Origin of the sequence: Sphaerisporangium rhizosphaerae (genome assembly GCF_042665155.1) — a bacterium.
Classification (GTDB): Bacteria; Actinomycetota; Actinomycetes; order Streptosporangiales; family Streptosporangiaceae; genus Sphaerisporangium; species Sphaerisporangium rhizosphaerae.
Map to the genome: position 1 here is coordinate 92252 of NZ_JBHTCG010000014.1, position 14153 is coordinate 106404.

Sequence of the window (14153 nt, forward strand, 5' to 3'; positions counted from 1 at the left end):
GCCGGGGCCACGTCCGACCCGCTCGGCGACCCCGACGAGGTCGTGTGACCCGTTCGTCACCGCGCGTGGCGCGATCGCCGAGGTCACGCTGGACATCACCGAGAACATCACAGGAGGCGACGCGATGAGTGACCCGATGAACGTCCTGGCCCCCGAGCACCGGCGGCTGCGGATCGGCGACGCCTGGCGCGACGCCGCCGGCGGAGCCACCTTCGCCGTCGAGGACCCGGCCACCGGCAAGACCATCGCCGAGGTGGCGGACGCCGACGTCGCTGACGGGCTCGCCGCTCTGGACGCGGCGAGCAAGGCGATGGCGCAGTGGGCGGCGACCCCGCCGCGGAAACGGTCAGAGCTGTTGACCGCCACGTACCGGGCACTGACCGAGCGATCCGAGCAGGTCGCCCGGCTGATAACGCTCGAGATGGGCAAACCGCTCGCCGAGGCTCGGGCAGAGGTGGCCTACGGCGCCGAGTTCTTCCGCTGGTTCGCCGAGGAGGCGGTGCGCGTCGAGGGGCGCTACAACACCGCTCCCGCAGGTGGATATCGCATCCTCACCGTCCCGAAGCCGGTCGGACCGTGCGTCTTTGTGACGCCCTGGAACTTTCCGTTGGCCATGGGCGCCCGCAAGATCGCTCCCGCGCTGGCGGCGGGCTGCACGACGATCACCAAGCCGGCATCCCAGACCCCACTCACCATGCTGCTCCTGGCCCGCATCATGGAGGAGGTCGGCGTTCCCCCGGGCGTCGTCAACATCGTGACGACCGAGCGTGCCGGCGAGGTGGTCTCAGCACTGCTGGCCGACCGCCGGACCCGCAAGCTCTCCTTCACCGGGTCCACCGAAGTCGGGCGCGTGCTGCTACGACAGGCGGCGGACAACGTGCTGCGCACCTCCATGGAACTGGGCGGCAACGCGGCCTTGATCGTGTGTGCCGACGCGGACCTGGACGTCGCGATCGACGGTGCCATGGTGGCCAAGATGCGCAACATCGGGGAGTCCTGCATCGCGGCCAACCGGATCTACGTCGAGGAGCCGGTGCGCGAGGAGTTCACGGCGCGCTTCGCCGAGCGGATGGGCGCGCTCTCGGTGGGCCACGGCCTCGACGACGGCGTGGACGTCGGTGCGCTGATCGACGAGGCCTCGGTCACCAAGATCGACGAGCTCGTCGCCGACGCGGTCGACCGCGGCGCCCGCGTCCTGGTGGGCGGCGAGCGTCCGGACGGGCCGGGCCACTTCTACCCGCCCACGGTCCTGGCCGACGTGCCCGAAGACGCGCGGATGCTGCAGGCGGAGATCTTCGGCCCGGTGGCGCCGATCATCTCCTTCACCTCCGACGAGGAGGTGATCGCGAAGGCCAACGACACCGAGCACGGCCTGGTCGGATACGTCTTCACCCGTGACCTCCAGCGGGCGCTGCGGTTCACCGAGGGACTGGAGACGGGGATGCTCGGCATCAACCGTGGCCTGATCTCCGACCCGTCGGCTCCCTTCGGAGGCGTGAAGCAGTCCGGGATCGGCAAGGAGGGGTCGCACGAGGGCATCCTCGAGTACCTCGACGTCACCTACGCGGCGATCGACCTACCCTGACCGGCCTGCGCCGTCCCGGTCTCGCAGGCGACCTCGACGTCCGCCCGGCAACTCACCGCCAACGTTCCAGAGAGGCACCGACATGCTCCAGACCGTCCGCGGACCACGCCAGCTGATAGTGGGAGAAGGGGTCGCGCAGAACATCCCGCGAGTGGTGGCCGAGTGCGGCTCGCGCGTCCTCATCGTGACCGACCGGGTTCTTCTGGGCCAGCCGGGCGTGGCCGAGATCGTGGCCGCCGTGCGGGAGAAGGCCGACGTCGCCGGGGTGTTCGCCGACGCGACTCCGGACGTGCCACTCACCGATGTCGCCCTGGCCGTCTCGGTCGCCGCAGAGGTGAACGCCGACGTGATCCTCGCCATCGGGGGTGGCACGGTGATCGACCTGGCCAAAATCGTCGGCGTCATCCGGCGCCACGGTGGGACGCCGCGCGACTTCTACGGCGAGTCGAAGGTGCCGGGGCCGACGATCCCTCTCGTCGCGGTCCCGACGACGTCAGGCACCGGCTCCGAACTCACGCCCGTCTCGGTGCTGACCGACCCGGACCGCGAGCTGAAGGTGGGGGTCTCCAGCGTCCACATCGTGCCCGACTTCGCCATCGTCGACCCCGAGCTCACCTACACCTGCCCTGCGACCGTCACCGCCCACTCCGGCATCGACGCGTTCTGCCACGCGGTGGAGAGCTACACCGCGCGACCCCGCCCCCACGGACCGCGCGACCCGGTGGAGCAGGTCTTCCTCGGCCGCAACCCGATCACCGACCACTACGCGCTGCTGGCCGCGGAGCGGATCGCCCGCAGCCTGCCCCGTGTCGTCAGGGACGGAGGCGACAAGGACGCGCGCGCGGACATGTCCTACGGGTCCATGCTGGCCGGACTCGCGTTCTCCCACGCGGGCAACGGGGCTCCGCACGCCCTCCAGTACCCCATCGGCGCGGCCACCCACACACCGCACGGCCTGGGCGTCGGACTTCTGCTGCCCTACGCGCTGGACGCGGCCAAGGACGCCATCGGCGACCGGTTGGCCACCCTCGCCCGGGTGTGCGGGCTCGAGGTGACCGGCGCCTCGGATGCCGAGGCCGCGGAGACGTTCCTCACCTGGCTCGACGGGCTCCTCGCCGACATCGGCATCCCTGCCACCTTGGCGGACATCGGCGTGGCACGCGCCGACCTCCCGCGCTTCGCGGAGATGGCCGGTGGCGTCACCCGCCTGATCCAGAACCATCCAGGCCCCACCGACACCGCCAGCCTGACCGCGATCCTCGAAGCGGCCTGGATCGGAGACCGGACCCCACACGTCCTGACTCCGGAGCAGAGATAGCGACGGGAGACGCTGGAACTCATCCAGTCCCTCAGAGACGAGACCCGCGATGATGCGCCGCCGGCACGAGCGCAAAGCGGCACCGCGCACACCGCCGGTGTGAGACATGGGTTCAGGTGCCGGCCGGGTCGCGCAGCGCGCGGACGACGGCCACAGAACGGGTGCTGTCGCCCAGCACCTGCACGCTGTCGCAGAACTGGTCCACCGACCCGTCGGCGCGCGAGGCCCGCAGCGCGGGGTCCACCGTGCCCAGCAGCGCGTCGGCGAAGCGGCCGGCGCCGATCACCCGGAACGGCCGGTCGTGGAACTCCCGCACCGACGCCTGCAACGGTTCGGTCAGCCCGAGACGGTTGTGCAGCGCGGCCACCCGTTCGTAGGCGCGGCACAGGTGCCCCTCGCGCTCCCGCCAGCCGCGCGCCGCCAGCGCCGCGGCGAACATCTCCCCCAGCTCCGCCGACCCGCCCAGACGGGCGAACGCGCTGCCCAGCCACTTGGCGTAGGGCGGGTAGCGGCGGCGCATCAGCAGGCACAGCCGCATCAGCTCCTCGACCAGGCGGGCGGTGACCAGCAGTGACCCCAGGTCGTCGCCGACCTCGCCGCACCGCCCGGGGAAGCTCTCCAGCTCTGCGACCCGCCGCCACTGACAGGCCAGCACGTACCGCCACACCTGCTGGGGGTACCAGCGCAGGTTGGCCCGGGCGGCCTCCAGCTCGCCCAGCCCGTCGTGGAACACCTCGCCGCTGGTCATCTCGGCCAGCCGCTGCCAGGACACCCCGAGCCAGTCGGCCGTGCCGATCGGGCCGCGTGGATCGAACCCGAGCCGCGAGCGCGCCCATTGCTCGAACACGGTGACCACCACCCCATGCCGGGGCGGGTTGCGGTCGGACCCGAAAACGGTCGGGTAGCCGCGGAACCGCTCGGGCAGCGCGGCGCCGAGCCGCTCCGACAGACCGGCCTCGCACCCGGGCCGGACGAACACCAGCACCCGCGGCCCCCAGTCGTGGTCGGCCGAGCGTTCGGTGTCGAAGGCCAGCACCTCCGAGCCCGGGCCGATCAGCGCGGCGCCGTGCGGCACCTGGCCGATGAGGGGGTGGACGACTTCTGTATAGAACGCGCGTGACAGGGGCAGACCCGGCACGAAACCAGCAGCGTAATCGGACATCACTCAACAACTGTGCCTCGCGGACCGCTCCGCTTCACCTGGTTTTCCTCGCACCCCTCTGCCCCGGCTCTGTTGCCTGGTTGAGAGGTTTTGGGAGTTGATCTATGTGGCTCGCTCCACCCGTACCCCCTTACAAAGTAAGTCAAAACGGACATCAGGCCAGTGGCACTCACGCTGTCCACGAAACCACGACAGGCACCGCTCGCCGGTCCCGCATCGAGCCGGTCGCCCCCGTGGCGCGACCGCTCCCGAGCACCCGCAACCCCGGCGGCCGAACTCCGCCACTCCCCTGCCCCGTCTCCGCACCCCACTACAACACTTTCCCAAACAATTTTTGCATAAATACTTTGGGAAAGACGGTCCATAGATCTACTCTTCAGCCATGGCAGGCGAACAGCACAAGCGCGTTCTGGACCCTGAGCAGGATGCCGCCGCGCTGAAGGCGCTCACGCACCCCCTGCGCATCCGGCTGCTGGGATTGCTGCGGCAAGACGGGCCCGCCACAGCGAGCGAACTCGCCGTCAGGACCGGGCAGACCTCCTCCTCCACCAGCTACCACCTGCGGGTTCTGGCGAGATACGCGTTCGTCGCCGAAGCCGAGCACCGCGACAGGCGAGAGCGCCGCTGGCGGGCGGTGCACTCGGCGACGTCGTGGAGCAACACCGCGATGGACACCGCCCCGCAAAGCCGCGCCTTCGTCGGCTTCGCGCGCAGGCGGCAGATCGAACACCTGCAAGCGTCCCTCGCCCGGCATGAGGCCGACATCGCCGCCGGGCGACTCGGCCAAGAGTGGCTCGAACCATCCGACATGACAGACCTGCTGCTCCGGCTGACCCCCGAGTCTCTCACCGAGCTGCGGCAGGTGGTCGATCGGAAGGTGGCGGAACTGACCGGCCGCGACGCCGACGACCCCCGCGCCGCGCAGATCGTCTTCCTCATCGCCGGACTGCCTCTCGCGCCCTACGATCCCACCACCGATCCCGGCACCCCCCTCCCATCGTGCCCGCAGGACGACGCGTCATGACCGAGCCGCTGGACATGCGCGCCGCCCGCCGCCGCTACGTCACAGCCTGCGGCCTCTTCTGGCTCGCGGCCGGTCTGACCATCGCGCCCCTGATCCTGCTGTTCACCGAACGCGGTCTGTCCCTGGCGGCCATCGCGGGCCTGTTCGCCGCGCACTCCTTCACCGCCGCCGGGCTGGAGCTGCCCACAGGAGGGCTGTCGGACGTCCTTGGCCGCCGCACCGTCCTGGCCGCCGCCGGGCTGCTGAATCTGGCCGCTCTCATGGTCGTGGGCCTGGGCGTCGCACCCTGGGTCCTCACCTGTGGCATGGTGCTCATGGGCGCCGGCCGCGCCCTGTCCAGCGGGCCCGCCGAGGCCTGGTACGTGGACCTCGCCCAGGCGCATTCCGGCCCCGGCGCCGACCTGCACACCGGTCTGGCCCGGGGGAAGACCGCGACCTCGGCCGCGCTCGCCACCGGCACCCTGCTCGGCGGCGCCCTGCCCTGGCTGCTGACGACCGGCCCGCAGGTGGGGAGATGGCTCACAGAGGCGACCTCGGACCTGGTCGTTCCTCTGTCCATCCCGCTGCTACTGGCCGCCGCCATCGAGATCGTCTTCGTGCTGTACGTCCTGACGGCCCTGCGCGAGCAGCCTCGGCCGGCGGCCACGGTGCGCGGCGTACTGCGCGGCATCCCCGTCACCATCGCGGGCGGACTGCGCCTGGGCGCACGTGACGGGCTGGTGCGCCGCGTCCTGCTCAGCGCGGGAGCCGCCGGCGGCACCCTGGCCGCCGTCGAGCTGCTCTCGCCGGGACGTGTCGCGGCCCTGACCGGCGCGTCGGAGTCGGGTGCGGTGGTCTTCGCCTCGCTCGCCTGCGCCGGTTTTCTGTGCTCGGGCCTCGGCAGCCACCTCGCACCGCTCGCCGCGCGCCTCACCGGCGGCGGCGAACGCGCCGTCCTGGCAGGTCTTGGGACCAGCGCCTGCGGACTGCTCCTGCTCGGCGTCACCGCGGCATCCACCGCCGCGCCCGCGACGATCCTCGCGGTCACCGGCTACGCCCTGGTGTACCTGGGGCGCGGTTGCGCCGCACCGAGCGAAAATGACCTGCTGCACCGCCGTGTCACCCGTGCGGGCCGCGCGACCGCCCTGTCGGTCCAGTCTCTGGCCTTGCAACTGGCCGGCGTCCTCACCGGCCTGCTCATCGGTGTCCTGCCGCCCGGCCCGGTTCCCTGGCTGCTCGCAGGCACCATGTCGGCCACAGGAGCGCTGCTGTGGAGTCACCGCGGCACATCGTCTCCCGCGACCGCCACGGTCACATCCCCGCACACCACCACCGTGCCGCCCGGTCAGAGCACGGACGCCCCCTCCCCCGCCTGACCGACCGATCTCCAGGCACGCACGTCCACCGTCCTCTCCCCGCCCCCGGGACGCCGCCAACGACGCCGCCAGGCCTCCCGCGTCGTATGCCGGCGGCCCGGCCGAAGCGCCGTCCGGCTGGGGCGGGCTCTCCGACTACCAGGCCATGAGCTGCGGAAACGTCGGGCGGCTGATGCGGCGCGCAAGAACAAGACTGGTCTTCGGCGCCTCTCGTCCCGCACCCTGGGCTGACCCCCGGCGGCCCATCACAGGCACGCCCCAGGGACAGCGGACGAACAGGGCGGACCCGGTGACCCACGACGACGACAGCATGCGCGCGCAGATCGACGGCGAACAGCGCCACCTGCGCACACTGTACGAACGACTCGACGCGCTGCGCGGCCAGGCGGCGGCGCGCCTGGCCGCGGCGTTACGAGAGGGCGGCGGCACCCCCCAGGCCAACGCCGAACGCGACGCCGCCGTCCAGCGCCACGCCGGGCGGCTGGCCCGGCTGGAGGCCGCCGAGAACGGCCTGTGCTTCGGCCGGCTGGACCTCGACGACGGCGAGCACCGCTACATCGGCCGCATCGGACTGCGCCAGGAGCACGACGACACCGGCGACACCGACGACACCGGCCGGACCGGGCCGCCGCTGATCGACTGGCGCGCCCCGGCCGCACGCCCCTTCTACACCGCCACCGCCACCGCCCCCCACGGAGTGCGGCGACGCCGCCACATCGCCACCCGCGACCGGCAAGTGGTCGGCCTGGACGACGAGATCCTCGGCCGGCCGCCCGCCGACGGCCAAGACCTGCCCGTGGTGGGCCAGGCCGCGCTGCTGGCCGCCCTCGGCGCCGAACGGACCGGCCACATGCACGACATCGTGGCCACCCTGCAAGCCGAACAGGACGCCGTCATCCGCGCCCCCCACCGCGGCGTGCTGGTCGTCCAGGGCGGCCCGGGCACCGGCAAGACCGCCGTCGCCCTGCACCGCGCCGCCTACCTGCTCTACACCCAGCCCCGCCTGGCCGCAGGCGGCGTGCTCGTCATCGGCCCCAGCGCCGCCTTCCTCACCTACATCGAGCAGGTGCTGCCCGGCCTCGGCGAGACCGGCGCGGTGCCGGCCACCGTGGCGGACCTGTTCCCCGGCGTGAGCGCCGACCGCGTGGAGGACCCCGCCGTGGCCGCGCTGAAAGGCAGAGCCGAGATGGCCGCCGTGGTGGCCGCCGCCGTGCGCGAGCACCAGACCCCGCCCGCCGAAGGCCTCACCGTCGAGGCCGCAGGCGAACCGCTGCACCTGGACGGCGCGACCTGCGGGCGGGCCGCCGAACGCGCCCGCGCCACCGGCCTGCCGCACAACCAGGCCCGGCGGGTCCTGGCCCGCGAGATCACCGCCCACCTGGCCCGCGAACTGGCCGAGACCACCCGCCGCCTGGCCGACCGCCTGGAAGCCGACATCGCCGACGTGCTGGCCGAGTCCGGCGTCGGCGCCGCCATCGACGCCGACCTCGCGGCCATGGACGGCGTCTTCGACCCCACCGCCGACCCCACCGCCGGCCCCGCCGGCCCCGGAGACCTGCTCGGCCCCCGCGACGCGCCGGCCCTGGAACGGGAACTGCGCCAGGACCCCGGCGTCCAGGCCGCGGTGCAGGCCCTGTGGCCCGCGCTGACCCCCCAGCGGCTGCTGGCCCGGCTGTACGCCGACCCCGACCGGCTGCGCCGCGCCGCCCCCGGCCTCACCGCCGCCGAACGCTCCCTACTCGCCCGGGCCCCCGGCGGCGGCTGGAGCCCCGCCGATGTGCCGCTCCTGGACGAGGCGGCCGACCTGCTCGGCGAAGACGACCAGGCCACGCGGGCCCGGGCGGCCCGCGAACACGCCCGGCAGGTCGCCTACGCCCAAGGCGTGCTCGACATCACCGCCGGCGGCGCCGACCGCCCCGCCAGGAACAGCGGCAACGGCGGGGACGGTGGCGATGACAGCGGGGACCACGGGCTGAGCGCCGCCGACCTGATCGACGCCGGCGCGCTGGCCGAGCGCCACCGCCACGCCACGACCTCCACGCTCGCCGAACGCGCACGCGCCGACCGCACCTGGGCCTTCGGCCACCTCATCGTGGACGAGGCGCAGGAACTGTCCCCGATGGCCTGGCGGACGGTGATGCGACGCTGCCCCGGACGATCGATGACCGTGGTCGGCGACCTGGCCCAGACCGGCGACCCGGCCGGCGCCTCAAGCTGGGAGCAGGTCCTCGCCCCGCACGTCGGCCACCGGTTCCGCCTGGCACGGCTATCGGTCAACTACCGCACCCCCGCCGAGATCATGGCGGCCACCGAGGACCTGCTGGCCGCCATCGGCCCCGCCACACCCCCACCCCGGTCGGTACGCAGCACCGGCGTGCCACCCTGGCGGATGGGCACCACCCCGGCCGAACTGCCCCAGGTGCTGGCCGAACTCGCCGCCGCAGAGACGACCGCGGGCGGACGCCTGGCGGTGATCGTCCCCCCGCAGCGCATCGCCGAACTGGGCGCCGCGATCGCCCAGACGGTACCCGCCGTCTGCTACGGCCCCCGTCCCGACCTCACCCGCCCGGCGGTCGTGCTCAGCGCCCGGCAGGCCAAAGGGCTGGAGTTCGACGCCGTGCTCATCGCCGACCCGGCCGCCATCGCGACCGGATCGGCGCGGGGCCGCAACGACCTGTACGTGGCGCTGACCCGCGCCACCTCCCGCCTGGGCGTCGTCCACACCGGACCCCCGCCCGCCGAACTCGCCCGCATCACCCCCCTGCCTCGCGGCCATCGACCGGCCGTGGCCCAGCCCGCCGGTGACGCGCACGTGAAACCGGCCGGACGGCCGGACGCGGCTGATCGGCCGGCTCGCCCATGACGCGGCCCCCGGCCCCCGGCCCGTCTCCGCACTCCTCGGCCCCGTCCTCAGCCGTGTGATCGCGTGCGACCTGCCTCCCACGCGGCCCCGCAGCCGCTGGAGCACGCCGAGCGGCCGCCTACGGCTTGACCGCGACCCCGCAGAACGCGGTGACCTCCTCCGGCAACCCCCACGCGCTGGGCTCCGGCCGCCACCTCGACACCGACACCACCCCCGGCTCCAGCAGCCGCAACCCCTCGAAGAACGCCGCGATCTGCCGCGGCGTGCGCAGCTTGTACGGATCCCCCGCCTCGGCGCGGGTCTTCTCCGCCTGGGCCGCCGCCTCGGGGTCCACCGCGTCGGTGCCGTCCTCCAGGACCAGATAACTGCCCGGCGGCAGCGCCGCCACCAGCCGGTCGCGGACGGCGCTCGCCTCCGCGTCGTCCCACACGTTGCCCAAGATGCCCAGCATCATCAACCCGATCGGCCGGGTGAAGTCCAGCGTGCGAGCCGCCTCGGCCAAGATCCGATCCGGATCGCGGACATCGGCGTTCACGTAATCGCACACGCCCTCCGGCGTGCCGGCGAGCAGAGCCCGCGCGTGCACCAGCACCAGCGGGTCGTTGTCGACGTAGACGACGCGGCTGGCCGGGTTCACCCGCTGGGCCACCTCGTGGGTGTTGTCCACCGTCGGCAACCCCGTCCCGATGTCCAGGAACTGCGCGATGCCCGCCTCACCGGCCAGATGACGCACCGCCCGGCCCAGAAACGCCCGCGAATGCCGGGCGACCTCCACGATGCCCGGATACACCTGACGAACCTGGTCACCCACCTGCCGGTCGATGGGGTAGTTGTCCTTGCCGCCCAGCCAGTAGTTCCACACCCTCGCCGAATGCGGCGTCGTGGTGTCGATCGGCCCTAACCTCTGCTCCTCGGTCATGGCAGCACCCTCGTCGTGAAGTCGGAACGCCACCGGCGGCGGGCGCCGGCGGCACGCGGTCGGCCACGATCATCGCAGCACCCGCCGCCCCCGGCACGCCCCTCAGCGCAACTCACCCTCCAGCAGACCCATCACGACCTTGTCGTGCCACACCCCGTCCCGCCGGAACGCCTCGCGCATCCGCCCCTCCTCCACGAACCCCACCTTCTCGTAGACCCGGCGCGCGGCGGTGTTCTGCGCGACCGCCGTCAGCGTGATCCGGTGCAGCCGCATCTGCCCGAACCCGTACCGGCAGATCAGCCGCATCGCCTCGGTCGCATACCCCTTGCCCCAGGTGTCCTTCTCCCCCAGATAGATGTCCAGCCTGGCGTCACCGACCTCCGGCTCGGCCTCCCGCAGCGCCACGATGCCGATCGTCCGCCCCTCCAGGGTCTCGATGATCAGCGTGAGGTCCCCGAAGGTGTCGGCCGCGCGCTCGCTCAGCTCCTTGGTCAGGTGAGCCAGCGAGGGCGGGTAGCCGTCGCTCATCCATCGCATGACCTCGGGGTCGTTGTGCCAGCGCCACAGCGTCTCGGCGTCCGACGGTTCCAGGGCGCGCATCCGCACGCGTTCTCCAGTGATCACGCCTGCGTTCCTAGCAGACGCTCCGCCACCGCCGGTACCGGTTATCCGCCCCTTACCGGCCGCCGCGCGGAGCCCACGGCGAGCGACACGCGGCGGGGCCCTTTCGACCGGTGAGAAGGGTGTGATGTTGGTGGTGTGGTTTTTGTTCACGCCAGACGGCTTTACAAAGTAAGTCATCTGGTACGGCCAGGGGCGGGCGGAGCCGTGTTCGCCTGTTACAGGATGGCGCCGGGGCGGTAGGCGGCGGCCTCCGGGTGGCGGGCGGTGACCTCGGCGACCCGCTCCACCACCTGCGCGACCTGGGCCGCCGCGGCGCCGGTGAACGGCGCCGGATCGGCCAGCAGGGCCTCCAGCGCGGCGCGGTCCAGCGGGAACCGCTCGTCGGCGGCGAGCCGGTCGAGCAGCGGGTTGGCCGAGCCGGTCTCACGCATCGCCAGCGCCGCGGCCACCGCGTGCTCCTTGATGACCTCGTGGGCGCTCTCGCGGCCCACCCCGGCCCGCACCGCGGCCATCAGCATCTTGGTCGTCGCCAGGAACGGCAGGTAGCGCTCCAGCTCGGCGCCGATCACCGCCGGGAACGCGCCGAACTCCGCCAGCACGGTCAGCATGGTCTCCACCAGCCCGTCGAAGGCGAAGAACGCGTCGGGCAGCGCCACCCGGCGCACCACCGAGCACGAGACGTCGCCCTCGTTCCACTGGTCGCCGGCCAGCTCCCCCGCCATCGAGGCGTACCCGCGCAGCACGACGGTCAGCCCGTTGACCCGCTCGCACGAGCGGGTGTTCATCTTGTGCGGCATGGCGCTGGACCCCACCTGGCCCTTCTTGAACCCCTCGGTGACCAGCTCGTGCCCGGCCATCAGCCGGATCGTCTTGGCCAGGCTGGAGGGCGCCGCCGCCAGCTGCACCAGCGCCGTCAGCACCTCGTAGTCCAGCGAGCGCGGATAGACCTGGCCGACGCTGGTGAACCCGGCGGTGAACCCCAGATGCCCGGCCACCCGCTCCTCAAGGGCCGCCAGCTTGGCCGCGTCCCCGCCCAGCAGGTCCAGCATGTCCTGCGCGGTGCCGACCGGGCCCTTGATGCCGCGCAGCGGGTAGCGGGCGATGAGCTCCTCCAGCCGGGCCAGGGCCACCAGCAGCTCGTCGGCCGCCGTGGCGAACCGCTTGCCCAGCGTGGTGGCCTGCGCGGCCACATTGTGGGAGCGGCCGGCCATCACCAGGCCGGAGTGCTGGGCGGCCAGCTCGGCCAGGCGGGCCAGCAGCGCCACGCAGCGGTCGCGCACCAGCAGCAGGCTGTCGCGGATCTGCAGCTGCTCGACGTTCTCGGTCAGGTCGCGGGAGGTCATGCCCTTGTGCACGTGCTCGTGCCCTGCCAGGGCGTTGAACTCCTCGATGCGGGCCTTGACGTCATGGCGGGTCAGCCGCTCGCGTTCGGCGATGGAGTCCAGGTCGACCTTCCCGGCCACCGCCTCGTAGTCCTCGGCCACCCCCGCCGGCACCGGGACGCCGAGCTCGGCCTGGGCGCGCAGCACGGCCAGCCACAGGCGGCGCTCGGCCACCACTTTGTGCTCGGGCGACCACAGGCGGGCCAGGTCGGGCGAGGCGTAGCGGGCGGCCAGGACATTGGGAATACGCGGCTTGGTCACGTCGCCCCAGTGTAGAGGGCCCGGGGACGGCCACCGGCGGGCGAGGCCCCGCTCGCCGCGGACCCCTCACATCCCGGGGCGCCACCCGGCCGCCGCGACGCCCGAAACGCCCCTTGAGCAGGCGACGATCGGGTACCGCGCCGGCACTCCGAACCCCGGAACATGCGACAACGGCGCAACCTGCCATGGCATGGCCCGGCCCACCCCGCACGCGGCGCCCACGCTCCAGCCGCCCGCGCCACACCGGGACCCGGGGCCGACGCCGTAGGTGGCGCCGGGCGAGCAGAGGGGCCCTGGCCATGGAAGTTTCAGCATTCGGCCCGTCCCGCCGGACAGCGTCCGGTGGGTTCGCCCGCCGCGACCCCCGGACGCGGCGCCCGCCTTGACGCCCCCGCGCCGCTTGGGAGACTACCTCCAGCCGGTCCGTACGACCTCTGGAGCCGCCGTGCCGATCCTCCGCACACTGACCGCGCTCGCCTCGGCCCTCGTGCTGCTCGCCGGAGCCACACCCGCACCCGCGCACGCGGCCGAGGCGCGGGAGGGCGGCGGGGAGTGGCGGGGCACCCCGGTGCGGCTGGAGCCGCTGCCCGAGCCATCGCGGCTCGCCGGCGCCGGGCCGTCGTGGTCGCTGCGGTACCTGTCCACCTCCTGGAACGGCGGGCCCGCGGTCGTCGGCGGCACCCTGTCCCTGCCGCCGGGCCGCCCCCCGCCCGGCGGCTGGCCGGTGGTGTCCTTCGGGCACGGCTTCGACGGCCTGGGCGACGCGTGCGCGCCGTCCCGCACCGGGCCGAGCCCGTGGGAACGGGCGGTGCAGGAGGCGCTGGTCGCCGCCGGGTACGCCGTCGCGGTCACCGATGGCGAGGGCCTGGGCACCCCGGCGCGAAGCCCCGGAGTCGACGGCGCGTTCGAGGCGTACAACATGATCGACATCGTGCGGGCCGCCCGGAACATCGCCCCGGTCTCCCGGTCGTGGGTCGCGGCCGGGTACTCGCTGGGCGGGCACGCCGCGCTGTTCGCCGCGGCGCTGGCCCACCGGTACGCGCCCACGCTGCGGCACGCCGGCACCATCGCCCTGGCCCCGATCACCCAGTGGGGCGTCCAACTGGCGAGCCCGGCCTTCCGCGACCCGGCCGCGCGACTCCCCTTCACCGTGCCCTACACCGGGCACACCCTCGCGCTCACCGAGCCCGGTTTCCGGCCCTCCGACTGGTTCACCCCCGCCGGGCTGGAGCTGGTGCGCCTGGCCGGGCGGGCGTGCGTCCAGGAGATGCTCGGGGCCGCCGCCGGGCGCACCAACGGCGAGGTGGTCAAGGACCCCGCGGCGCTGGCGGAGGTGATGGCCCGCGCCCTCGCCGACGACGAGGTCATCGCGGCCCGCTACCCGAAGCCGGTGTACATCGCGCACGGCACCGCCGACGCCGGGGTGCCGCTCGCCCTCACCGAGCTGACCGTGCGGCAGCTGTCCGCCGCCGGGACCGACGTCACCTTCCTGCCGGTGCCCGGCGCCGACCACATCACCCTGCTGCCCGCGATCGCCCGGCAGGTGACCGAGTGGACGGACTCACTCCTGCGGTAGGCCCCTCGGTCCACGCCGCGGCGTCCCCGGTAGGAGTGTGAGGTCCACCTCGGCCGGCGCGCCCGCCACGACCGGCCACCACGA

10 protein-coding genes are annotated in these 14153 nt (G+C 73.3%); 6 read left to right on the forward strand and 4 right to left on the reverse strand.

What is annotated here, in order from left to right; all coding sequences use genetic code 11:
• Positions 1 to 124: 124 nt before the first annotated feature.
• On the forward strand, positions 125 to 1585 hold the full coding sequence (locus ACFQSB_RS21645) for an NAD-dependent succinate-semialdehyde dehydrogenase (RefSeq protein ID WP_380828675.1): 1461 nt from the start codon (positions 125 to 127) through the stop codon (positions 1583 to 1585).
• Between the two features lie 82 nt (positions 1586 to 1667).
• Positions 1668 to 2903, forward strand: coding sequence for an iron-containing alcohol dehydrogenase (locus ACFQSB_RS21650; protein ID WP_380828676.1), 1236 nt, complete (start codon positions 1668 to 1670; stop codon positions 2901 to 2903).
• A 112-nt stretch (positions 2904 to 3015) separates the two neighbouring features.
• Here the strand turns inward: ACFQSB_RS21650 and ACFQSB_RS21655 are convergent, their stop codons facing one another.
• Positions 3016 to 4065, reverse strand: a complete 1050-nt coding sequence (locus tag ACFQSB_RS21655) for a DUF4037 domain-containing protein (RefSeq protein WP_380828770.1) — start codon at positions 4063 to 4065, stop codon at positions 3016 to 3018.
• Positions 4066 to 4447: 382 nt separating this feature from the next.
• On the opposite strand from ACFQSB_RS21655, the gene ACFQSB_RS21660 reads away from it, so the two are divergent.
• The 3 genes from ACFQSB_RS21660 (at position 4448) to ACFQSB_RS21670 (ending at position 9307) form a co-directional block, all read left to right on the forward strand.
• Positions 4448 to 5089 (forward strand): helix-turn-helix domain-containing protein, encoded by a 642-nt coding sequence (locus tag ACFQSB_RS21660; protein WP_380828677.1) that lies wholly within the window; start codon positions 4448 to 4450, stop codon positions 5087 to 5089.
• Complete coding sequence (locus tag ACFQSB_RS21665; RefSeq protein WP_380828678.1) at positions 5086 to 6444, forward strand: MFS transporter; 1359 nt, start codon at positions 5086 to 5088, stop codon at positions 6442 to 6444. The genes ACFQSB_RS21660 and ACFQSB_RS21665 overlap by 4 nt, the downstream gene beginning before the upstream one ends.
• 289 nt (positions 6445 to 6733) lie before the next feature.
• Complete coding sequence (locus ACFQSB_RS21670; protein ID WP_380828680.1) at positions 6734 to 9307, forward strand: HelD family protein; 2574 nt, start codon at positions 6734 to 6736, stop codon at positions 9305 to 9307.
• 118 nt (positions 9308 to 9425) lie between these two features.
• Here ACFQSB_RS21670 and ACFQSB_RS21675 read toward each other — a convergent pair whose 3' ends face one another.
• From ACFQSB_RS21675 to purB, 3 genes are all read right to left on the reverse strand, one after another.
• Positions 9426 to 10226, reverse strand: a complete 801-nt coding sequence (locus ACFQSB_RS21675) for an SAM-dependent methyltransferase (protein ID WP_380828681.1) — start codon at positions 10224 to 10226, stop codon at positions 9426 to 9428.
• Positions 10227 to 10328: 102 nt separating this feature from the next.
• A complete protein-coding gene (locus tag ACFQSB_RS21680) occupies positions 10329 to 10850 on the reverse strand; it encodes a GNAT family N-acetyltransferase (protein WP_380828682.1) in 522 nt (173 codons plus the stop codon).
• Positions 10851 to 11065: 215 nt separating this feature from the next.
• Complete coding sequence (gene purB / locus ACFQSB_RS21685; protein WP_380828683.1) at positions 11066 to 12493, reverse strand: adenylosuccinate lyase; 1428 nt, start codon at positions 12491 to 12493, stop codon at positions 11066 to 11068.
• Between the two features lie 445 nt (positions 12494 to 12938).
• Between purB and ACFQSB_RS21690 the strand changes: the two genes are divergently transcribed.
• Positions 12939 to 14069, forward strand: coding sequence for a lipase family protein (locus ACFQSB_RS21690; RefSeq protein ID WP_380828684.1), 1131 nt, complete (start codon positions 12939 to 12941; stop codon positions 14067 to 14069).
• Positions 14070 to 14153: the final 84 nt, after the last annotated feature.